We start from the raw sequence: 21,746 nt of genomic DNA on the forward strand, positions 1-21,746 counted from the left end.
GCCGAGTCTGGGCAACACGCCGGCCGCGCCTGCGGCCAGCTCGACATCCGTTTTGGAGAACGCCATGCCATCCCAATGCCCCGACCCGCAGGCGCACTTGTCTCACCCGCGGCGGCAGCCGCTGCCCGAATCCGCGTCAAACGGGCTGCGCCCCGCCCACGGCGCCATGGCCAAGGTCAGCGTCGCGGAGAACGAGGTCAACCTCGACGCACCCCTCGAGGCCGCCAGGCATCACTGGGCAACACAGAAGGGCCGGACCAAGGCCTCCCGTGGCCGTGTCCGCCAGGTCGCCCGCGAACGCCGTCACAGGCGGCTGCGCGAGATCACCGAGACCTTCTGCAAAGCCATGGCGTCCATCGCCGTCTACAGCCTCATCATCGCCGGCCTCGCCGCCTTCGGCGTGACCCTGACGTTCTTCGCGGTCGGCAACGTCCCCGCCGGACTCACCCTGTGCACCGTCGCTGCGGCAGCCTGGGGCCTCGCCGGCGTTCTGCGCCGGTAGCCCTCACAGAGGGCCCCTCAGGGCGGGCCTGCCGATCACTGGTCGATGGAAAGGCAGGTCGGATCGGATGAATGTTCTGGTGGGTCGAACCTTCGGTGTCTGTTCGTTCACGTCCGTCACAGCCTGGTCACCGGCGCTGTCAACCGCCGCACGGCGGCGGCCAGCAGGCGGATGATCGCGTCTTCCGGTTTGAACGAAAGGGGGCTTTCATGCTGGCCAGGTTGAAGGGTGTGGTGACGGCGGTCGTCGTGGCGGGGGCACTGCTGGCGCCGTTGGCGGCTGCGACGGATGCGGTCGCGGCGTCATGCGCCCGGCACACCACGGGGGTGTGCAAGGCCAACAGCCCGCACCCACGCGGCGCGACGGCGAAGTGCAAGGACGGCACCTATTCCTACAGTGCTCACTCCCGCGGTACGTGCTCCCACCACAGGGGCGTCAAGTACTGGTACCGGTAGACCAGCACGTCCGCCCCCGCGCTCCGGTGGACGCAGCACTGACATGCGCACCCTGTGCTGCTGTGACGATCTCCGAGCGGGCCGCAGCTCACCGCGATCCCTGCCGCCCGAGGCGGGCAGTGCCTGTGCCTGCTTCTTCGAACGTGGTTCGTTGGCGGCTTCAGTGTTCCCCCCGGCGGCCGACCGCGGCTGCGGCAACGAGTTCAGCTGGAGACGCCAGGGGTGAGGGTTGCTCGGGCAGGCGCCGCGTGGCAGGCCGTACCCGTGAGCGTGGCGCGGGTCCCTGCCCGGGCGGACCGGGCAGGGAGCGTGGCGCTACTTGCTGGCTGTAGCAGCAAGGAGTGCGGCTATGGCCGTGAGCCATTCGGGGCTCATTCCGGCGCATCCCGCCACGGTCACAGTGATCACGATAGTGATCACGATGTGATGCCACCGGGTTGCGCCGTGTGTGGCGCACTGGGTCGGGTATGCCTCACAGAGAGGTGCGGTCAACGTACTTCTCCTTCCAGGGTTGCCTGGGGATTGGCCTTCGAGGCAGGTCGGTTGGGAAGCCGTGCGCCTGCTTCGGGGGCCTTTTTGTGTTGCTGATTCCCTACCCACGTGCGGGCTGTGTCTTCTGCGGTCGGAGCTCTGGTGGCGATGCACGGGGGGCGCATATGGGCATGCTCCCCACCATCTGGACGGTTGTGTACGCCGGTCCGGACTGCTGGAGGGGCTGACCTGGAACGCTTCAGCGTCACGACGGGAAGTCAGGCTTCTTTGGGACCTGTTGTCCCCGAGCGCGCAGTTGTGCAGTGAACGCGTGCCTCTGCGCTGCCCAGCACGAGCTGCTGTCGCACAGGATGACAACCTATGAGGATGTAGTGGGGGGGGCGGCCAGCTCCGGCCCGTATCCGGCTGGGAACAAACCAGTCGGCCGCCGTGTCAGACGGCCCGCTGGTCGTCCGTGCGAAACGCCCTTACCAGGAGCGTGTCGGCGACGCGCGGCCCCGGTCCGCCGGGGAGCACCTCGGTAGTGATCCGGGTGAATCCGGCCTCGTCGAGGAGCGTGGTCCACACGTGTTCCTGAAGCACCCAGCGGCGTAGGACGGCCGCCGCGCCGTCCGGTGTCTTCGCACCGATCTCGGTGTGCCGCACGTCGGGGTCGGCGGGCGTGCCGCCGAGGTGATGGGCGAGGGTGGAGAACACCAGCCGTCCACCGGGGCGCAGCGCACGTACGGCTGCGGGCAGCAGCTCGCGCGGTTCGGTGAAGTCGACGGCGCCGAAAACGCTGTAGAGCACGTCGTAGGTGTCGGGGCTGGCCCTGAGGTGGGCCGGCACGTCGCAAAGGGCGAGGTGTAGCTGCGGGGTGAGGTGGCCGTACAGGTCGCCGGCCATGGCGTGCTGGGCGGGCGAGGCATCGACGGCGACGACGCGGGCGGGGTGATGGTGGACGGCCAGATGGGCTGCCTGCCGGGCCGCCCCGGCACCGAGATCGCCTACGCACCGGCCGGTGAGATCGCCGAGGATTTCTGCTCCAGGTCCGCTGGCCTGGCCCCAGCTCCAGTGGAAGCCGCTGGGCACGGCACGGTCGGTGGTGTGCCGGGGGCGGCCGTAGTGGTGCCAGAGGTCTGCGGTGCGGGTCACCCGACCCATCCTGGCGGGTGCTGTCGATCGCGGGGCAGGTTCAGCCGAATCCCACCCGGGGTGATCATGCATGCCCCCAGTGGATGCTCTGGGATTGCGCGGTGACCCGAACTACGGCCTTTTGAATCGCCGGAGTTCCGGCGGCATGCCAGCGGCCCAGATGGTCTTCGATGGCGTCCCAGGGGGGTTGAGGACCGCCCTGCCGGACGATCCAGCGACCATTCTCTTCGTAGAGCGCGGCCCACGATCCGGTCGTGGCATCGATCAGGACGTCCTCGTCTTGCTCGCCCTGCCGCAGGTTCATGTGCTGTGCCTGGGGCGCGGCGAACTGTGCGACGAAGCGGGTGGTCCAGTCGGTGAGGACGTCGGCCCCGATGAGGGCTTCGCGTTCGTTGCCGGCACTGAGGTCGGGGAGCAGGCCGATGGGTCGCGGCAGGTGGGGGCGGGCGAGCATGAAGCTGACCTGTCCGCTCAGTACTGGCCCAGATGCGGTGCCGTCTTCGTGGACGGTCAGGCGGACCAGTTCGGATGCGTTGAGCCAGCCGCCGATGGTCGTCAGGATGTGCCCGCCGGGCCGGGTCTGTTCGAGCCAGGTCGCGGGCACGGTGTGTACAGCGCAGGTGGCGATGATCCGGTCGTAGGGTGCGCCGTGCTCGTGGCCAGCAAGACCGTCGCCAGTCAGCAGAGTGGGAAAGGCGCCGAGTCGGCTGAGAGCGTCTCGAGCTTGCTGGGCGACTCCCTCGTCGTATTCGATCGAGGTGACGTGGTCATCGCCCAGGCGCGCGCAGAGCACGGCGGTGGAGTAGCCGGTTCCGGTGCCGACCTCCAGCACGTTCATGTCCGGCTCTACGAGGAGGTCCTCCAGCATGCGCAGTACGAGCGAGGGGAGCGTGCTGGAGCTGGTGGGTTCGCGCATGATCTCGCCGTGGATATTGGCTGGTCTGATCGTGCCAGCGATCTGTGTGACCAGGGATTCGTCGGCGTAGCAGGCGGAGAGCCAGTCATCCTGGTCCTGAAGTACCGGGGCCCAGGCGGTGGGCGACGTGTGGGGCACTGCGCGGAAGAAGCCGGTGCGCAGGAACTCGTGCCTGGGTACGGCCTCAGCAGCCTTCTTCCACGGGTCCGTGCGCAGGGATCCGTCGGCCGTCACGGCGTCGATGAGCTGTCGCAGGAGTGGTTCGTGGTCGCTCACGATTTCCTTTCCAGTAGATCGGCCAGGGCTGCGCACATGGGCAGTCCGGTCTCGTTCTGTAGCCAGTACCACTGGCCGGAGGGGTTGCATTCCAGGAACCACCATTGGCCTTCGGCGTCGAGAGCGAAGTCGAATGCGCCGAAGAGCAGTCCGAAGTGGTTGAGGTAGTCGTGAAGCGCGATCTCGATCTGCGCGGGGGCGGATACGGGGGTGTAGGTCAGGTGGCTGTAGTCGGTGCGCCAGTCCAGCAGGTCGGAGTCGATCCGGACGCTGAAGATGTGAGGTCCGATCGCTGTCACGCGGACGTCCGCTGTCTTGGGTACGCGCTGTTGGAAAAGGTGGGCGGTGCCGGACACCCGGTCGTCTATGTCTCCGGCAGCCGTCTCGGCAATCTCGACGGTGCAGGAGACGTCGTCGACGTGATAGGCGGGATTATGCAAGGGCTTGTAGATCACCGGGCCGTGGCGCTCGATGAAGGTCCTGGCAGCCTCGGGTTGGGAGGTGATGAGAGTAGGCGGAGTCTGGAGGCCGGCCTGCACCGCGGCGGCGAGGCCGGCCGGTTTGAATTCGGCGTCGCCAATGCGGTGAGGGTGGTTCACATACAGGCAGTCAGGGAGCGCGGCGATCACACCGCCGAGGCCGTATCGGGCTTGGGTGATGGCGAACCGCGCGTCCTGATCGTCGAGGTGAGGGAAGGCGAAGCCGGTTGGGCGGCGGTAGTAAAGCGCGCGGACGTGGGCCAGGTCGGCACTGCGCGTCGGGGTGCTGATGCGTCCCTGGATGCCGTTTTGAGTGATCTCCGCTTCCACCGACAGCGATGCGGGGAAGTCTCCCGAGTCGAACCGCACGACTGGGATATCCCGGTCGTGGAGCTCACTGATCACCACGTCGGCTGTGGGGTCATACAGGCTGGTGACGACCAGCACTGGACGCTGATCGCTCATTGGTCGTTGTCGCTGCCTGTGTCGCTGTCTTGGGTGGAGCCGTTGCCGTCGGGGCTGGTTCCCGTGGCCGGACTGGTGCCGGTGCTGGTGCCGTGGCCGGGCATCTCCATCACCTGGCCTGAGCCGTCGAAGAATATGGCGGTCTGGGTGACAGGGTTCAGCTCTACCCGTGTGTATTCGGGAGCCGATGTCGGGTACGGCGCCATGCGGCTGATGCCCCACGGCTTCGGGGTGTTGATGCCCTGCGGGATGGCTACGCTCGTGGGCAGACGGTCGGAATGTACAAACATCGCGTCTCCTATGTGTGTGGCACGGGCACGTAAAGGGTCCAGGTGGAGGCGGCTCCGCATGGTACGCAGTGCCAGACAGGTGAGCGGGCCGCGCTGCCGGAGCGTTGGAAGGGGCGGCCGGCCCCTGTGTTATGTCTGGCGGATGAGCTGGCCCCTTGCTGGTGGCCCCGACGTTCTGGCCATCGCCTCGCGCTGCTCGCAGCATCTGCTAAGGCCGCCTCCTAGATCCCTGATTAGGCGTCATGTGACTTACCACCCAAGCACCTGTACCCAGGTGGATTCGACGCCAGAGCAATGCAAGAACGATGTAAGTCGGTCCAGGCAAGTGAGCGTTAGCCAAGGCCGGGCATGAAATGGGAAGGAGCGCGGTACCGTGGCCGCGCCCTTCCACTTCGCGGACTCCGGAGCCCGGCATGACCGACCCTCGCAGAGCGCTCCCCAATACCGTGCTGCGTCAGGTGCGCGAGCTGGACTTCCAGATGAGCCGAATGGAGTTCGCCTCGGCGGTCCGCAAGGCTGGCGAGGAGCTGGGCGAGCACGTCGGGTGCCAGACCCGATTAGTGGCAGCCTGGGAAGATGGGGAGGTCGACTGTCCCCGCGCCGTCTACCGGCGGATCCTTACCCAGATGACCGGCCGCAGCATGGCACAACTGGGTTTTCGTACCAGCCCGGCGCCCTCTGCGGGCACGGTGAATACTGTGACCGTGCCACGGGAGGAGAGTGATCCGGTGGAGCGGCGTGACTTCCTGCTCGACGGCGCGGGCGTCGCCCTCGGGCTGCCGTTCGGCGCTGACGACACGTCTCCGGGAAAGATTGGTGCCACCCACGTACGTGCCGTTACCCGGGCCGTGTCCGTGCTGTACGAGCAGGACCACGACCACGGTTCGGCGATGCTGCGCCAGGCCGCCTCACGGGCCCTGCACACCGCCTACCAGTGGTTACAGACCGGAACTTACACGGGGAAGACCGAGCGGAAACTCCGCTCGGCCGTCGGCGCTCTGTCGATCGCCGCCGGGTGGTTGTCGTACGACTCCGGCCGCCCGGGTGACGCTCACTCGCTGTACGGCGAGGCACTCGCGGCCGCACGGATTGCCGATGACCCGGAACTGGAGAGCCATGCATTCGGCTGCCTGAGCCTGCTGGCCAAGGCCCAGGGACGGCCGCGTGAGGCGGTCGCCGCCGCACAGGGTGCGCAGACTGTCGCCCGCCACATCGGTTCCGCCCGGCTGTTGTCCCTGTTCCATATGCGCGAGGCCGGAGGCTGGGCACTCGCTGGTGACGCCGGCGCGACGGATCGGGCGATCGTGAAGTCCCATCGTCTGTATGCCCAGGGGCCCAGCGATGCAGACCCGGCATGGCTGGGCTTCTTTGCACCCGGCGAACTCGCCGGGTTGGAGTCCCTGGCCCGGGCTGATCTCGGACAGCACGAACGCGCCGCCGCCGGGGCCGAGCAGGCCGTCATGCTGCACGGGGGGACATTTGCAAGGAATTCTGCTCTGTACACCGCCGACGTAGCCATCCAACATGCCGTGAGGGGCCGGCCCGAACCGGAGGCCGCCGCCGAGGCCGCGGGCAAGGTCTTGGAATTCCTCCCCGAGGTGCGCTCCGACCGGCTATTGCAAGCACTTCACAATGTTGCGGGTGCACTCCAGCGGCACAACCGCGTCCCTGCAGTCGCAGACTGGATCGAGGAGTACCGAACCATCACCGCCACCGCAGGAGGACGGGCGTGAGCACCCCCAGCACCCACACAGACGTCGTGATCCGCACCTACGGACCCGGCCAGGTCGCACCGCTGGTCGACACGGTCGCCGACCTCTGGGCCGACGCCCACCCCGAGATCGTGGACACCCCTGGCGCCGCCACCGACGGCCTGTCCGTACCCGCGCTGCGCCGTCAGGTCCTCGGACATGTCCACCACCACAGGGAGGGTTTCACGCTGGTCGCGGCGTACGCGCACGGCGCCATGGTCGGCTTCGGGTACGCCTTTCCCTGCACGCCGGAGTACTGGTTCGGCAGCGAACTGCTGCCCCAGATCCCCGAATCTGTCCGCGCCAGTCGTCTGATGGGGCTGTGCGAGCTTGCGGTCACCCCAGCCTGGCAGGGCCGGGGCATCGGTACCCGTCTACACGCCGCACTCGTCACATCGATCAACCCTGAGTGGTCCTCGCTGCTGGTACGTCCCGACAACGCCAGTGGGCGCTCGCTGTACGACAGGCTCGGCTACCGGTACGCCGGCCCGTACCGCAACGAACCCGACGGGCCGGTCTATGACCTTCTGCTCCTCCGGGTTGAATCTGCTGAGGGTTTGCCGGAACCAAGATGCTGATTTGCCTTGGGAGTTGCCCGGGGAATGGGGTAGCAGAGCGGACTCCTTCTGAAGCGTGTTGCCAATCGGTCGGCGCAGACGCAATGACCATGCTGGGGCAGCTCGACTGCCAGGTGTCACTTCGTAGTTCAGCAAGCAGCGACATGGCTCGCCTCGCTCGTTGGGGCTCGACCAGTACAGACAGCGCGGGTCACAGCCCCCGGCCTGCACGAGTGATCAATCTGACGCCGTTGTGTCCCAGCGGCCCAGTTTCCGGCCCCTATCACCAGCCGATGCTGACGCCCATTCAAATGCGGCACAACGACTGAGCTTGGCCGTCAGGAGCCACGGCTTGCTTCCCGGAAAGCCCTGAACCCGCCATTTCCACAACCGTGATCACGCCGCGCCAAACGCAGTGGAGGTTAAGGCCGTAGCCCGGTAGGGGCATCGTTATAGCAGGACAGCACGGGCATCAAACAGAGTTCTCTACCAAGGAACGAACCGCGGGCAGGCCATCGCGCGCCTTCAGGCTCGGCTTTACTACCTCGAATTCCACTTACATCGTTCTTGCATCGCGCTGGCGTCGTATCCGCCGCTGGCCTGCTGGTTGCGTTGTCACCACGTGACGACCGACCAGGGAGGCGCCGTGGCAAGCGCGGCGGTAGGAGAGCATTACCGGTCTTCGGACCACACCAGCGACGTGATGGACACGCGGTTCGCGATCGCCCCTCGCTCCGGTGACGCTCCACCCCGCGTACAGGATGCATACCAGGTCGGGGTCATGCGCCGGGCCGTGGCAGCCAAACTCAGGTGCTACGGCCTGAACATGCTCATCGACGAAGTGCTGCTGATCGTCTCGGAGCTGCTGACAAACGCAGTCCTGCACAGCGGCACCCGCCAGATCACTCTGAGCCTCCGCCTCGAGCACGGCGTCCTGCACATTGCTGTCGCCGACGGTATGCCGGGCAGCGCTCGGCGCAAGGACGTTGACGGCAACGCCGAATCGGGGCGTGGTCTGGCTCTGGTTGATGCCTTGGTCCAGGAGAACGGCGGCAGGTGGGGAACCAGCGGCGACGGTTCGGAGACCTGGTGCAGCCTCGTCGTACCGCCGGAGCAACCCTGACCGTGACCACCCTGCCCCGTCGCGCTGGCTGGCCTCGTCCCGTGTGACAGGCCGCCGCTCGGTCGGTCCCGCGGACCTCGGTTCCGCAGTGTCCCGATGTGACCGTCGAATCGACTTCGGTAGCCCTTTCCCGCTTACGTCAGAACCCGACTGTTGAGGATCTTCAATGTCGTCCCGTCGCATCTCTCATCGCCGCAGGCGAGGCCGTCGTCCCGAGGAGGACCGCTTCCTGCTCGGCGCGGTCAGCGGTGTGCTGATCTTGCCGCTGGTGAGCGTGCTCGTCCTGCTCGGCGTGACGCTGTTGGCTGCGTGGCTGTACCGATTAGGCCCCGTGCAAGTCGTCGTCGCGGTGTCCGGCAGTGTGCTCGGGGCGGTGCTGGTCGGCCTCGTCCGCGCGCGGGCGGTGGCCGCGGTTCTCCAGGGTCGGCTCGAGGCGGAGTTTCAGCGGGTCGCGGAGGCGGTGGGCGCTGCTGAGGCGACGATGGTCTGGACGGCGGATCAGCTGTGTCAGGGGGTGCGGCCGCCGCTGCCGCTGGAGCCTGCGTCGGCCGGCGAGGGTGCGGTGGGCAGGGTTGTCGATCTGGTCGGCCAGTTGCATGTGCAGGGTGCGGGTGCGTTGTTGCGGGTGCATGACGATTCGCAGGCGGCGTTGCTGGTCGACATGCATCGCAGCTTGACCCGGCGCCAGCACGTTTTGATCGACCAGATGCTGGAGTACTTGACGGGGTTGCAGCGGTCGACCGACGACCCTGTGCTGCTGAATTGGAGTTACGGGACCGATCATTTGGCGACGCGGCTTCGGCGGATGGTGGAGAGCGTGTCCGTGGTCCTGGGCGGTGCTTCTCTGCGGGAGACGCGGCAGCCGGTGCAGGTGGCGAAGGTGCTGCTGGGTGCGAAGTCGGAGGTGGTGAAGTACCCGCGGGTGCAGTTGGTCAACGGTGAGGTCGGGACGGTGTTCGCGCTGCCTGCGCAGGTGCATCCGGATGTGGCGCATCTGCTGGCCGAGTTGATCGACAACGGGCTGGATCATTCTGATCCGGCGACCCCGGTGATGGTGCGGGCGCAGAAGGTGGCGGCGGGTCTGTTGATCGAGGTCGAGGACCGGGCGGTGCTGCCGATGGATGCCGGGAAGAGGGCGATGCTGAATCATCTCCTGGCGCATCCCCGGCAGGCTGATGTGGCGGGGATGGTGCGGGCGGGGTGCTTCGGGCTGATCACTACGGCGAAGATCGCCGCCCGGCATGGTCTGCAGGTCGAGTTGGTGGTGAACGCGATGGGTGGGACCACCGCCCACGTGGTCATCCCTGAGCGGTATCTCGTGCCGATCGAGCCGGCTTTCGGCACCGTCACGCTCCCTGCCGCGGCGCCGGCCGCCGTGGCGGGGCCCTCCCCCGCCGGTGCCGGGCGGCAGCAGGCGGCACGGTCCGCGCCGGGCCCGGGCGGCCGCGGTCCGCAGCAGCTGGCGGTGTCCGGTGGTGACGGCCCGCTGCCGAGGCGTCAGCGGGTGGCCCGGCCCATGCCGGACGCCAGCGTTACCCCTGCGGCACCGGCCCGGGCGGCGAACCCTCAGGCCGCAGCCGAGTGGCGAACCGGCCTGAGCACCGGACTCACAGCAGGCCCGGCTCCGGGCGCCGCCCCAACCACCAAATCCTGACCTCCCCTCCCCCTTCTTTCTCGCTCTTGTTTGGAGTGATTTCGCCATGGCTCACGACATGCACGACACAGGTTCTTCCGCCGTGTCCGCCGACGCAGTCCGGGGGCAGATCTCGCGGCTGCTCGAGGAGTTCGTGAAGGACACCCCCGGCGCCACGGATGCCCTGCTCGCTTCGCGGGACGGCCTGCCCCAGGTGTTCTGCTCGCACATGGAGATCGGCTGGGTGGACCAGCTGGCCGCCACGTTTTCCGGGATGGCCGCGCTGGCCAAGAGCGTGGCCGGGCCGATGGGTGCGCAGCTGCCTGCGCGGCAGGTGCTGGTGGAACGCGACGACGCCCTGTTCCTCCTCACGGACGCCGGTACCGGGCACGCCTTCAACAAGGGCGGGGGGACGGTGCCCACGGTGCTGGTGGTGCTGGCCCGTACCGACGCCAACATCGGCACGATCGCCTACAGCGTGGGCCGGCTGATCCAGAACTTCGCCCCGTTCATGACGACCCCCGTGCGTGCCCGCCACGGCCAGGACGGTGGTGGCGAGTGAACTCCCGTACCGTTCCGGGGCCGTTACGAGCCGTGCAGGCGGACGAGACGGCGACGGTCGTGCGCCTGCACGCGGTCACCGACGGCCGCACCCGCGCCCGCCACTCCTTGAGCCTGCACACCGTTCTGGGCCCGGGCCGACGCGCGCCGCGCCCCGGGCTGCCCGCGGAGAGTGTGCGGATCGTTCAGCTGTGCCGGCAGAGGCGGCGGCCGCTCGCCGAGCTGGCCGGGATGGCCGGCCTGCACGTCGCCGCGGTCCGGGTGCTGGCCTCGGACCTGATCGACGCGGGCGTGCTGACGGTCCCGGTGCCGGACGTGCCGTCCGGTCAGGGCCCCGACGTGCAGATGCTGCATGCGGTGGCGGCCGCGCTGCGGCTCAAGTTCCCCGACGCTGCCGCGAAAGCCGGGTGACCCGCATGCCGGTCCAACCGCAGGGCCCGGAGCGTGCAGTGGTGAAGCTGGTGGTGGCCGGAGGGTTCGGTGTCGGCAAGACCACCGCCATCGGCGCCATCAGCGACATCCCGCCGCTGCGGACCGAGGAGCGCCTGACCGCGCAGAGCGAGCCCGTCGACAGCCTGGACGGCGTTGAGGCCAAGACGACGACCACGGTCGCCTTCGACTTCGGCCGCGTCGGCTGGGACCTGCCCGACCCCGTCGAGCTCTACCTGTTCGGCACCCCGGGGCAGCCGCGGTTCTGGAGCTTCTGGCACCACCTCGCCGAGGGAGCCTTCGGCGCCGTCGTCCTGGCCGACACCCGCAGACTCGCCAGCAGCTTCCCCGCAGCCGACTACTTCGAACAGCTCGGCCTGCCCTTCCTCATCGCCGTCAACCGGTTCCCCGAAGCTGCCCCGCGCAGCCTGGGCGAGATCCGCGAGGCCTTCGACCTCGACGACGACGTGCCGGTGCTGTTCTGCGACGCCCGCGAACCCGACTCCGTGGCCGGCGTCCTTCTCGCGCTGGTCCAGCACGTGCTGGACACCGCACCCGCCGCCCCTACCGCCCTCCTGGACGCATGATGACCTTCCACCCCGGCCACCCCACCACCCCCACCCCACCCCCACCGGCACCGCCCTCCGCGTGGCGGGCCGTCGAACGCAGGCTGGAGGTGTTCACCGCCGACCCGCGCACCGAACTCACCGACATGGCCACCCGCCTGACCCGCCTGCGGGAACTCGACATCCGCCTGCACGACCACGAGGACCTCGACGCGCTGGCCGACACCATGAGCGAACGCGCGGGATTCCGCTACGCGATGGTGAACGCGTTCAGCGAGGAACAGACCTTCATCGGCCTGCGCAACCCCCCGAGTGAGGCGGGCTATCCCCTCGTCGGCCGCACCATGAGCCGCGGCCACGGCTACTGCCCCGAAGTCGTCCAGCGCAGACTCGGCCTGCCGCTGCCGAACGTCGCCGCCTCCCCCCGCTACGCCAGCAACCATGTCTGCGACGCCATCGGCATCCAGAGCTACTTCGGCGAGCCCGTCATCGACGCCGCCACCGGCCTGGTCCTCGCCACCGTCTGCGTGATCGACACCGAACCACGCACCCTCGACGACGCCCGCCGTCTCCAAGCCGTCGTCAAGGACGGCGCCCGCGCGGCCGCCGACCTCCTCCACATCCCCACCCCCCTGCCCTGACCCCGCCCGCGGCCGGGTTCCCACACCGGCCCCGGCTTCAACCGTCACGGTCACCGCCGCTGCCGTGGCCGCAGCCGCCCGCCCAGCAAGGAAGGAAAGGGGGGAACCACTCGTGCCTGTGCCCCGCACGCCCGCCACCCTCGACAGGTTTCTCACACCCGCCCACCAGGCGTTATGGGCGGACGCCGACGCCTTCGCCCAAGAGGAGGTCCTTCCCTTGGTGGAGCGCATGGAGAGCGCGCCGAGCCGCGTCGACCGGAAGATCGCCCGGCTCATGGCCGGCCGCCGCTGGTTCGGCGTCACCGTCCCCACCGCGTTCGGCGGCATGCAGGCCGGACACGTCGCCAAGACGATCCTGATCCACCGCCTCGCCCGCGTCTCCGGCGCGGCCGCCGCGATCCTCCAGGCCGGTCTGATCCCGGTCGCAGCCCTCCTCCACTACGGCAGCGACGACCAGCACGCCGCGCTGCTGCCCGGCGTCGCCGACGGGAGCGTGCTGATGTCGATCGCGGTGACCGAGCCGGACCAAGGCGGCCACATCGGCGGCATGACCACCAGCGCCGAGTGGGACGGCAAGGCCTGGGTGCTGTCCGGGACCAAGGCCCATGTCGGCAACAGCCACCTCGCCGGCCTCAACGTCGTCGTCGCCCGCACCGCCCCGCCCGGCGCCCGCACCTCCCAGGCCCTCACCGCGTTCCTCGTCCGAACCGACCAGCGAGGCGTGCACGTGCATCGCCACACCAGCAAGCTCGGCCTGCACGGCTTCAGCTACGGCCTGATCAGCTTCGACCGCGTCCGCATCCCACCACAGAACATCCTGGGCGAGGTGGGACAAGGCTTCGACATCGCCCAGTCCAGCAGTGTCCTGTACGGAAGACCCAACCTGGCCGCGGTCAGCCTCGGCCTGCACGAAGCGGCCGTCGCCCTCACCACACAGCACGTCAGCAACCGGCCCCGCTACAAAGGGGCGGTCGCCGACCTCGGGGTGGTCCGTGACCGGCTCGGCCGCATGTCCGCCCGGGCGATCATGGCCCGGATCCTGGCCTACCACGCCGTCGACATGCTCGACCGCGGCCTGCCCTGCGACATGGAACTCATCGCCGCCAAGGCCATCGGCCATGAACTCGCAGCCGAAGCCGGCCGGGACGCCATGGAACTGCACGGCGCGAACGCCCTCACCGAGGACTACCCCCTCGAGCGCATCTGGCGCGACATGCAGACCACCTACGCCCCCGCCGGAACCGGAGAAGTCCAGCGCATCCGCCTCGCGCAGAACCTCCTCCACGAACACGGCCACCCCGGCGAGGAGACCGACCACACGCAGTGGTCCGTCCGCCTCGCCCACCTCACCCGGCACGCCCGAGCAGACCCGGCGCCCGCCCTGTAAAGCCCCCGCGCACGGCACCCCCGTACATCCGCATTGCCGTGCGCGGGCCCCCAGCCCCGCCGCAGGCCAACCGTCCAGGCCAGGGCTGCGGCGGGGCTCACACCCCCACGCCCCTGTCCGTCCACCCCCTCCTCAGAGGAACGCATGAACATCACCGTCCGCCATGACGCAGGCCGCAGATTCGACGACCTGGCGCAGCGCGTTGAGGCCGTCGCCGCCGAAACCGCCCCGCTCGTCGAAGCGGTGACGGGACTGGTACTGCCCGACAGGGTGGTCATCCGGACCATGTCCCCGCGTGCATGGCTGAAGGCGCACCAGCGCCGCAGCGCACGGCTGCTGCGGGCCGAAGCCCGCGAACTGCGCGCACCTCGAAGGCGCAGGCGCCAGGCGAAGGTACAGCACTACACCCAGTGCAACGGCCGGCACCGGATCTGGCCCCTGATCGGCGCCCAGGTCGTCGACTTCCGCCCGGGCCGGTTCGAGCTGGTGATCCTGCCCCAGTCCATGCGCGAAGCCGGCCGGCTCAACGACCAGGCCGTGCTCACCAAGGTCATCTGCCACGAGCTGACCCACATCGCCCAGCACGCCACCGACCACGGTGCGATGTGGCGGCTACAGGACAGCTACTACCCGGAGCTGCGGGGCATAGCCGAGCGCGACTACGGCTTCCTCGTGGAAGGGCACGCCTACTGGGCCGACCGGCAGATCACGACGAAACTCCTCGGCGCCCCGGTGTCGCTGAAGGAGATCAACCCGCACGCCACTCACCGCTACAGAGACCTTGCCGCAAACCCTCACCGCACCGAAATGCTGGAGTACTTCACCAGGGCCGTCGACAGCGTGGAGGAAATCGTCACCACGCACGGCCTCGATGCCTTCAACAAGGTCTGGCACCGTCCCGACCTCGTTCCGACCCGCGATGAGGCCAGCACACCCATCGGCTGGATGCAGCGCTTCGGATGACGGGGCGTGCCGCCCTCTGACGTCCCTCGCCAGGCACCCCCATTGCCCAGCGCGGGATACCAGCCCGGCGCGGGGACGACTGTTTGACGCGCCCTCCTCTGCGAGCGCGCTACAGCCGCCCCGCGCCGGGTGAACCACCGAGAGCTTTCCGCGACGCAGACCAAGGACAACAACGGTGCAGCCCGACCATCCCGCCTTCCTCTTTCCTGGCGCAGCACCCCCTCAGCCCTCTCGTTCCCCGGACCGGACCCTGGTCCAGGGCGGGGCAGGGGGCCCAAGCCACCACGCTGATTCCCCTGACCAAGAGAGTGCTGCGCTCACACCGCCCGTCTTCGACAGCGTCGAAGGCACATCCGAAACGAACCAGTGCCGAAGGTGTTGTCCTGCCAATTCCGGCGGTGCAACGATCGCGGCCTCCCTGAGTGCTGCGGGGACGGTGGCTCGGTGAAGCCGCTGCTGTGGCGGGGCATGCGGGTTCCGTACCTCACCTCGTGGACCGCGGAGCACGTCCCCCAGACGCGCATCATCAAAGTCCCCGGCCCCCGCGGCCAACGCATCGGCTATGTGGACGAGAACGAGATGGCCGACCGACGCCTGGAAGCGCTGTGGGTACGCACCGGCCTCGCCCAGGGCTGCGGCCGACCGGACTTCCTGCGCAACAATTCGCACCGGCAAAAGCTGGCGATGCGCAACGACCTCTGCCAGCTGTGCGGACAATGCGTTCTCGGATGGTTCAGCAAAGGACGCACCCTTCAGCTGGTGGGAGGCACCACCCCGATCTACGAAGGGGAAACCACCACTGCACCGCCCGTGCACCCCCTCTGCGCAGTAGAGGCGACGCAAAACTGTCCGCCTCTGCGGCGCGGCTATGCGGCCGCGCTTGTGAAGCGTTCCGTGCTGTGGGGTGTGGCTGGCATCGTCCATGACCCGAAGACGCTGACTCCTCTCCCTCACCCCGGGAGCCGGCCCGGCGAACTCCAGCATGTCCACATCGGGGACAAGGAGATCCGCTGGACACTGGCCAGCTTCACCGTGCACAGCGTCCACGGTGTCGCGTCCGTGTCCCCTGCCGAATTGCAGGCCATGGCGGAAGCAGACACGCACCGCGCATCTGCCAATGGCCAGCCGGTCCGGTAGTTCCCCCCTCGCTTGACCCTTCCCCGAAGGAGAGAGCTTGCGTACGGCTACATCCACGATCGCCTGTCCGAATCCTGTGCGACGTTCCGTCCGCAGGACGGCCAGCGCCCCTCACGCCAGCCGCGCGGCAGCGGCCCGCAGGCCCCCGCGCGCAGGCGGCCTCTGCAGATCCTGAGGCGTTTGCACGTTCTGCTGGCCGCGCACCACGGCCGTCATGCCGGCGGTGTTCTCGAAGAAAGCCAACGCCGCACCCTCAGACTCCCGCCCCGGCCTGCTGCCGGGCCACGTCCTGCCCCTGGCGCAGGACGGGGCGGGCTCCAACTTCCCGTCGAGCACGGCCCCGCGACCGCACATGCAGCAGCCTCCCCGCGTTGCAGCGGAATGGCAGCCGAGCCCGGACCGGGAAGCACGCGCTACTCCAACACCGCTCACTAGGAGGACGAGATGTTCCTTCCCTATCCCGTGATCGAACAACTCGATGACACCCAGGTGGCCACCTGGGAGAAGCACTTCGCCGGCGCCGAACACGAACGGCCCCGGGCGATCGAAGAGGGTATCTGGCGCCGGACGCAGGACCCAGCGAACGCCGTGCAGTCCGGATGGTCCGAGGACGAGCAGGGCCGCCGCCGCATCGTGCACTACCGCTACCGGTTCGACCTCGACTACACGTTCCCGGTGCCGCGGCTCGTTCTCTCGGACCTGTACCTGTACGCGTCGGTCCTCGCCCCGAAGGCCGAGATCGGCGAGTACCGCGACAACGTGTGCTCCTGGCTCGCCGAAGGCGGATGGCGGCAGGTCGATGACGCCATGTGGTCGAAGGGCGACCTGCGGGTCACCGTCACCCCGTACCACACGCACCCGCAGGACGAGCGAGCCTCGCGGGAGACGCCGGCCGGGTTCTGCTCGCTCGACGTGGTGTTCGTCTCCGAGGACTTCGCGGTGACGCGCAACGTGCGACAGATGCCGTGGAACGTCCTGGCGGGCGGCACCCGCATCAAGGACGAGCGCGGCAACCCCACCTACGCCGACGACCTGAGCGAGCTGAAGAACTACCTGCCGTTCCAGATCGAGCTCGGCTGCGGCACGAGCGTAGAGGCCGGGGTGCCACCTCTGCACTTCCTGCACCAGGCATACCGGGTCACCGAGCGGACCGACAACGTCATGAAGCAGACGCACCCGTTCATCCTGAGCCCGCAGAAGGACACGCTCGTGCGGGAGATGCTGCTCGACGCCACGGCGAAGGCGGACGAGCTGGTCACGATGTTCCGCGTCAGCTTCCTCGCCGAACCGACGGCTGCGCACCACGCGCTCAAGGCCCTGCACGACGCCGGAGTTTTCGTCGGCCCGGTGATGCAGCACAACTTCGATCTGCTCGCCGCACGGGCCGGGCTCGCGGAGCACTTCGTGCGCCGCTACGACCAGAAGATCCCGCCGGTGCCGTTCCACCCCGAGGCGAAGGCGCTCCTGGTCGTCGGCCTGCACGCCGATCGGCGGTCGGTCCAGAAGCGGGCCCGCGAGCGCGGCATGAAGGTCTTCTACATCGACACCGAAGGTCTGGAGGAGTTCGGCACGTACATGCCCTACCCGCTGGAGGGCCCGCAGGACGGTGACGTGATCGTGAAGGCCGAGGCCATCCCCACGCTCATCGAACTGTGCCACCAGCTCGGCGTGACCGTCCCCGTCGCCCAGGCTGCCGCCTGATCGGCACGGTTTCCCGGGGCCGCGCACGGCGCTCGCGCGCGGCCCCCTCCGTGAGCACACCCGAGAAGGGACTCCCCCAAGTGGATCGGTACGCGCAAAACCGTGAGCGGCTGCTGACGTCATCCAGGCCCATGCCGGACTTCGAGGTCGTAGGAACACAGGGCCCATGGCTGCACCTTGCGGGCGGCGACCGGATCTTCGACGGATCGAGCGGGCTGCTCTGCACCAACGTGGGCCAGAGCAGCCCCAAGGTCCACGCCAGGATCGAGAGGCAGTTCTTCCGCTACTCCTTCGGCGGCGCCGCCGTCGTCCAGCCCCACATCCAGATGGAACTGATGGAACGTCTGTGCCGCGCCGTGGGCCGACCTGACGACTCCGTAGCGCTGACCACGTGCGGGACGCTCGGCGTCGAGGTGGCCCTGGGCCTGGCGCGGAACATCACCCGGGTACGTAACGGGAAGCGGCGCGGGGACATCCTGACCTCGACCTTGAGCTACCACGGGATGTCGGCCCTCACCCTCGCCCTGGCCGGCAACCACGCCCGCAGGCCCCGCCCGCAGGACGCTCTCGGCCTATGCCCCGGCTTCCCGGCGCCCTACCCGCCGACGCACCCTCACACGGACCGCGACTGCGACGCCTCGTGCGCCAACGAGATCGCGAAGGAGATCGACCGCCGCGGAGCTGAGCACGTCGCCGCGGTACTGATCGAGCCCATCAACGGGACCACGGGCGGCGGCTTCGTGCCGCCCGACGGCTACCTGCGGCGGGTCTCGGAGATCTGCCGAGAGCGGGACGTCCTGGTGATCCACGACGAGGTACTGACCGGAATGTGGCGCACCGGAACCCCGCTCGCCAGCCATCACTGGGACGGCTGCGAGCCCGACATAGTGATCCTGTCCAAGGGGCTGGGCGCCGGATACACAAGCGTCGGCGCGGTGCTGGTGTCACCCGAGATGGCCCAGTGGGTCCGGCACGCGGACTCCGACCCGCTGCCCGCAATGGGCACCATGGCCACCCATCCCCTCATGGCAGCCGCGTGCCTGGGTGTCCTGGACGAGCTGGAGGAGATGGACTTCGTCGCCTTCGCAGCGCGCGGCCACCGCCTCGGGGAGGCCATGACGTCGCTGAGGGGTGTCGGGCCGGTGCTGGACATCCGCGGGCGGGGATTCCTCTACGGGGTGGAGGTCGCCCCGGGAAAGCTCTGGCCGGTGATGAAGGCCGTGGAGGACCGAGGCGGGTTCTTCTACCCGTTCACCGGCGCCGGGGAGCCCGAGAGCGAAGGGCTCGTCGTCGCGCCCCCGCTGACGTCGACGGACGAGGACATCGAGTTCCTGTCCATCGCGCTGTCCGGCGCGCTGGACGCCGTGAGCTGAACCGTCGGCGCCCCGACCTGACTCGCGTCACCCGATCGAACACTCCAACGAACCCGTGAGCAGCCCGACTTGGGGCGTGCTCGCCAACCGATAGCGTCTGGATGCCCACCGAAGTCGGTGTGCCCCCGACGAGACAAGGACGACCTGCAATGCGTGTTTCCGTGATCGGCTGCGGTCACCTCGGCATCCCGCACGCGGCGGCGATGGCCGAGCTCGGCCACGAGGTCATCGGCGTGGACGTCGACCAGGCCAAGGTCGATCGGCTCAACGCCGGCGAATGCCCCATCTACGAGACCGGCCTGCCGGAACTGCTCGCCCGCCATACCCAGAGCGGACGGCTGCGCTTCACCACCGACATCCGCGAGGCCGCCGACTTCGCCGAGCTGCACTTCATCGGTGTCGGCACTCCCATCGACGCGGACGGCCGCTCCTACGACACCGCACAGGTCTTCGGCGCGATCCGTCAGCTCGCTCCCCACCTCGACCGCGCGTGCACGATCGTCGGGAAGTCCACCGTCACCGTCGGCACCACCATCCAGGTCACCGCCCTCGCGCAGCGCCTGGCCCCCGCCGGCGACCGGGTCGACGTCGTATGGAACCCGGAGTTCCTGCGCGAAGGCCACGCCGTCGAGGACACCCTTCGCCCGGACCGGCTCATCGCCGGCGTCTCCACCGCGGAGGGCGAGAAGGCGATCCGCGCGGTGTACGCCGGGATCATCGACGCGGGCGTGCCGATCTTCGTCACCGACCCGCAGACCGCCGAACTGGCCAAGGGCGCCGCGAATACGTTCCTCGGTTTGAAGATCAGCTACATCAACGCTGTCGCCGACATGTGCGAGGCCGCGGGCGGCGACGTCTCCCAGATCGTGGACATCCTCGGCATCGACCCCCGCATCGGCGCCGGGGGCATGCGGCCCGGGATCGGCTACGGCGGCGGCTGCCTCCCCAAGGACGTCCGGGCCTTCACCGCCTCCGCCCGGCAGCTCGGCGCCGAGCAGGCCGCGGCCCTCCTGCGCGCCGCCGAGGAGATCAACGAGCACCGCACGGACGTCGCCCTCGGGCTCATCACCCGTGCCTTGGGCGACCGCCCCATCAAGGCCGCCCGGATCACCGTGTGGGGCGCCGCGTTCAAGCCCGGCACCAACGACGTACGCGATTCTCCGGCCCTTGCCCTCTGCCAGGTACTCCAGCAGGCCGGCGGCGTCGTCACCGTCCACGACCCGCAAGCCGTGCCCACGGCGATGGTCCGCAACCCGGAGCTGGACTACACCGACGACCTGGCCGCCTCCCTCGACGGCGCGGACCTCGTCGTCCTGGCCACCGAGTGGCCCGAATACCGGCAGGCCGTTCCCCACACCTTGGTGGACCGCCCGGCCAACCCCCTGCTTGTCGACTGCCGGACCACCCTCGACCCTGAGCCCTGGCGAGCGGCAGGATGGACTGTTCGCCAGCTCGGGCGGCCGGGGAAGTAGAACCGGGCCGCGCCATGAGCAGCAACGAGGTTCTCCTTCGCCGGGCCTTCGCCGCCGACGCATGCGCCGCGGCCGATGTGTGGCTGCGCTCCTACGCCGCGGCGCTGCCGAACGTGCGCTGCGCACACGACGAACGCGACGTGCGGGACTGGTTCGCCCACGTGCTCGTGCCGCAGTACGAGACCTGGGTCGCCGTCACCGGGAACAGCGTGGTGGGCCTGTTGGTGCTCAAGGGAGAGGAGGTGAAGCAGCTCTACCTCGAACCGGGATGGCGCGGACGGGGCCTCGGCGACCGGTTCATGTCCCTGGCCAAACAGCAGCAGCCTGACGGCCTGTCACTGTGGACGTTCCAGGTCAATGGCGCGGCCCGGCGTTTCTACCGGCGGCACGGCTTCACCGAGGCCGAGCGCACCGACGGTCAGCGCAACGACGAGCGCGAGCCCGATGTCCGCTACGTCTGGCAGCCGCAGACATAGCCGCTTCCCGGCCGGACGATGACGGCGGTCACCCGAACACCGGGTGGCCGCCGTCCCGATGGGGCCTGCGGGACTACGGTGACGCACATGACGATTCTGATCGTTGGTGGGTCCGGCTTCCTGGGGTCCGAGCTGGTCCGGCAGGCGAGTGCGGCGGGACACACGACAGTCGCGACGTACACGACCAAGGCGGGAACCGCCTCACCAAGCGCGTGGCGCCCGCTCGATCTGCGGGACACGGGAAGCCTGGACGCCATCATGGCCGAGGTGAACGCGCGCGTCGTCATCAACGCATCGAGCGGCGGGGCCGACTGGGCAGTTACGGCAGAAGGCCCCCTCCAGCTCGCCATAGTCGCAGCGAAGCGCGGAACCCGCATGGTCCACATGTCCACCGACGCGGTGTTCTCCGGCGCCGATCGCGTCCACTACGACGAGTCCTGTCTCCCGGACCCCGTCACCCCGTACGGCGCAGCCAAGGCAGCCGCGGAGACCGGGGTACTCGCGGTGCACCCGAAAGCCGCCGTCGTCCGCACGTCGCTGATCATCGGCCACGGGCGTTCCGTGCACGAGCGCCTGGTCCACCAACTCGCCGCTGGTACGGTCGACGGAGCCCTGTTCACCGACGACATTCGATGCCCGGTCCACGTCTCAGACCTGGCCGCCGCACTGCTGGAACTGGCGCTGAGCGGCACTGTGGGAATCCACCATGCCGCGGGATCCGATGCCCTGAGCCGCCACGAACTCGGCGTCCTCATCGCAAGGCGCGACGGTCTCGACGCCTCCCGGCTGCCCGCCGGCCTCCGAGCCGAGAGCACCGTTCCCGGAGCTCTTGACGTGCGTCTCGACAGTCGGACGACCCAACGGTCTTTGCGCACCCCCCTGCGCGGCGCCCGGGAGTTCCTTCGCCTCCGGGAGGACGGGCATCGTTCCCACCGCTGACCATCCATGTCCACGGCGCAAACTTCTA

23 protein-coding genes are annotated in these 21,746 nt (G+C 68.8%); 18 read left to right on the plus strand and 5 right to left on the minus strand.

The window, feature by feature from the left end; genetic code table 11:
* Positions 1 to 64: 64 nt before the first annotated feature.
* Positions 65 to 502, plus strand: coding sequence for a hypothetical protein (locus ASD48_RS16465; protein WP_157880633.1), 438 nt, complete (start codon positions 65 to 67; stop codon positions 500 to 502).
* A gap of 209 nt (positions 503 to 711) precedes the next feature.
* On the plus strand, positions 712 to 957 hold the full coding sequence (locus tag ASD48_RS45175) for a DUF3761 domain-containing protein (protein ID WP_057602401.1): 246 nt from the start codon (positions 712 to 714) through the stop codon (positions 955 to 957).
* Positions 958 to 1,881: 924 nt separating this feature from the next.
* On the opposite strand, the gene ASD48_RS16475 is transcribed toward ASD48_RS45175, so the two are convergent.
* The 4 genes from ASD48_RS16475 to tgmA form a co-directional block, all read right to left on the minus strand.
* Positions 1,882 to 2,583, minus strand: coding sequence for a class I SAM-dependent methyltransferase (locus ASD48_RS16475; protein WP_107104333.1), 702 nt, complete (start codon positions 2,581 to 2,583; stop codon positions 1,882 to 1,884).
* Between the two features lie 64 nt (positions 2,584 to 2,647).
* The gene (gene tgmC / locus ASD48_RS16480) at positions 2,648 to 3,775 is read right to left on the minus strand and encodes an ATP-grasp peptide maturase system methyltransferase (protein WP_057602403.1); all 1,128 of its coding nucleotides are present in this window, start codon (positions 3,773 to 3,775) and stop codon (positions 2,648 to 2,650) included.
* On the minus strand, positions 3,772 to 4,719 hold the full coding sequence (gene tgmB, locus ASD48_RS16485) for an ATP-grasp ribosomal peptide maturase (RefSeq protein WP_057602404.1): 948 nt from the start codon (positions 4,717 to 4,719) through the stop codon (positions 3,772 to 3,774). The genes tgmC and tgmB overlap by 4 nt, the downstream gene beginning before the upstream one ends.
* Positions 4,716 to 5,009 carry a putative ATP-grasp-modified RiPP gene (gene tgmA / locus ASD48_RS16490; protein WP_057602405.1) on the minus strand — a complete coding sequence of 98 codons (294 nt, stop codon included), beginning with the start codon at positions 5,007 to 5,009 and terminating at the stop codon, positions 4,716 to 4,718. The genes tgmB and tgmA overlap by 4 nt, the downstream gene beginning before the upstream one ends.
* Positions 5,010 to 5,422: 413 nt before the next feature.
* Here tgmA and ASD48_RS16495 point away from each other — a divergent pair, with 413 nt between their 5' ends.
* The 11 genes from ASD48_RS16495 to ASD48_RS16545 all read left to right on the plus strand — a co-directional run bounded on the left by ASD48_RS16495 (position 5,423) and on the right by ASD48_RS16545 (position 15,757).
* Positions 5,423 to 6,742, plus strand: a complete 1,320-nt coding sequence (locus tag ASD48_RS16495) for a hypothetical protein (RefSeq protein WP_057602406.1) — start codon at positions 5,423 to 5,425, stop codon at positions 6,740 to 6,742.
* Entirely contained in the window at positions 6,739 to 7,338 is a 600-nt protein-coding gene (locus tag ASD48_RS16500; RefSeq protein ID WP_057602407.1) for a GNAT family N-acetyltransferase, read from the plus strand. The genes ASD48_RS16495 and ASD48_RS16500 overlap by 4 nt, the downstream gene beginning before the upstream one ends.
* 682 nt (positions 7,339 to 8,020) lie before the next feature.
* Complete coding sequence (locus ASD48_RS16505; RefSeq protein ID WP_063887455.1) at positions 8,021 to 8,440, plus strand: ATP-binding protein; 420 nt, start codon at positions 8,021 to 8,023, stop codon at positions 8,438 to 8,440.
* A gap of 166 nt (positions 8,441 to 8,606) precedes the next feature.
* Positions 8,607 to 10,094 carry an ATP-binding protein gene (locus ASD48_RS16510; RefSeq protein WP_057602409.1) on the plus strand — a complete coding sequence of 496 codons (1,488 nt, stop codon included), beginning with the start codon at positions 8,607 to 8,609 and terminating at the stop codon, positions 10,092 to 10,094.
* Positions 10,095 to 10,176: 82 nt separating this feature from the next.
* Positions 10,177 to 10,635, plus strand: coding sequence for a roadblock/LC7 domain-containing protein (locus ASD48_RS16515; RefSeq protein WP_157880634.1), 459 nt, complete (start codon positions 10,177 to 10,179; stop codon positions 10,633 to 10,635).
* Complete coding sequence (locus ASD48_RS16520) at positions 10,632 to 11,045, plus strand: DUF742 domain-containing protein (protein WP_242432612.1); 414 nt, start codon at positions 10,632 to 10,634, stop codon at positions 11,043 to 11,045. Before ASD48_RS16515 ends, ASD48_RS16520 begins: the two co-directional genes overlap by 4 nt.
* A gap of 5 nt (positions 11,046 to 11,050) precedes the next feature.
* Positions 11,051 to 11,650, plus strand: coding sequence for an ATP/GTP-binding protein (locus ASD48_RS16525; RefSeq protein WP_107104336.1), 600 nt, complete (start codon positions 11,051 to 11,053; stop codon positions 11,648 to 11,650).
* Positions 11,647 to 12,270 carry a GAF domain-containing protein gene (locus ASD48_RS16530; protein ID WP_107104334.1) on the plus strand — a complete coding sequence of 208 codons (624 nt, stop codon included), beginning with the start codon at positions 11,647 to 11,649 and terminating at the stop codon, positions 12,268 to 12,270. Before ASD48_RS16525 ends, ASD48_RS16530 begins: the two co-directional genes overlap by 4 nt.
* 112 nt (positions 12,271 to 12,382) lie before the next feature.
* Positions 12,383 to 13,657, plus strand: coding sequence for an acyl-CoA dehydrogenase family protein (locus tag ASD48_RS16535; protein ID WP_242432613.1), 1,275 nt, complete (start codon positions 12,383 to 12,385; stop codon positions 13,655 to 13,657).
* 144 nt (positions 13,658 to 13,801) lie between these two features.
* Positions 13,802 to 14,620 (plus strand): zinc-dependent metalloprotease, encoded by an 819-nt coding sequence (locus ASD48_RS16540; RefSeq protein ID WP_057602413.1) that lies wholly within the window; start codon positions 13,802 to 13,804, stop codon positions 14,618 to 14,620.
* 444 nt (positions 14,621 to 15,064) lie between these two features.
* The gene (locus ASD48_RS16545) at positions 15,065 to 15,757 is read left to right on the plus strand and encodes a hypothetical protein (protein WP_057602414.1); all 693 of its coding nucleotides are present in this window, start codon (positions 15,065 to 15,067) and stop codon (positions 15,755 to 15,757) included.
* A 111-nt stretch (positions 15,758 to 15,868) separates the two neighbouring features.
* Here the strand turns inward: ASD48_RS16545 and ASD48_RS45980 are convergent, their stop codons facing one another.
* A complete protein-coding gene (locus ASD48_RS45980; protein WP_282438189.1) occupies positions 15,869 to 16,000 on the minus strand; it encodes a hypothetical protein in 132 nt (43 codons plus the stop codon).
* 201 nt (positions 16,001 to 16,201) lie between these two features.
* Here ASD48_RS45980 and ASD48_RS16555 point away from each other — a divergent pair, with 201 nt between their 5' ends.
* The 5 genes from ASD48_RS16555 (at position 16,202) to ASD48_RS16575 (ending at position 21,718) form a co-directional block, all read left to right on the plus strand.
* Positions 16,202 to 17,458 carry a hypothetical protein gene (locus ASD48_RS16555; RefSeq protein WP_057602416.1) on the plus strand — a complete coding sequence of 419 codons (1,257 nt, stop codon included), beginning with the start codon at positions 16,202 to 16,204 and terminating at the stop codon, positions 17,456 to 17,458.
* A gap of 131 nt (positions 17,459 to 17,589) precedes the next feature.
* Positions 17,590 to 18,831: an aminotransferase class III-fold pyridoxal phosphate-dependent enzyme gene (locus ASD48_RS16560; RefSeq protein WP_057602417.1), complete on the plus strand. Its 1,242-nt coding sequence runs from the start codon at positions 17,590 to 17,592 to the stop codon at positions 18,829 to 18,831.
* Positions 18,832 to 18,980: 149 nt separating this feature from the next.
* Complete coding sequence (locus ASD48_RS16565; RefSeq protein ID WP_057602418.1) at positions 18,981 to 20,303, plus strand: UDP-glucose/GDP-mannose dehydrogenase family protein; 1,323 nt, start codon at positions 18,981 to 18,983, stop codon at positions 20,301 to 20,303.
* A 14-nt stretch (positions 20,304 to 20,317) separates the two neighbouring features.
* Positions 20,318 to 20,779, plus strand: coding sequence for a GNAT family N-acetyltransferase (locus ASD48_RS16570; RefSeq protein WP_057602419.1), 462 nt, complete (start codon positions 20,318 to 20,320; stop codon positions 20,777 to 20,779).
* A gap of 87 nt (positions 20,780 to 20,866) precedes the next feature.
* Positions 20,867 to 21,718: a sugar nucleotide-binding protein gene (locus ASD48_RS16575; protein WP_057602420.1), complete on the plus strand. Its 852-nt coding sequence runs from the start codon at positions 20,867 to 20,869 to the stop codon at positions 21,716 to 21,718.
* Positions 21,719 to 21,746 lie beyond the last annotated feature (28 nt).

Origin of the sequence: Streptomyces sp. Root1310 (assembly GCF_001426425.1) — a bacterium.
In the GTDB taxonomy this organism is placed as follows: Bacteria; Actinomycetota; Actinomycetes; order Streptomycetales; family Streptomycetaceae; genus Streptomyces.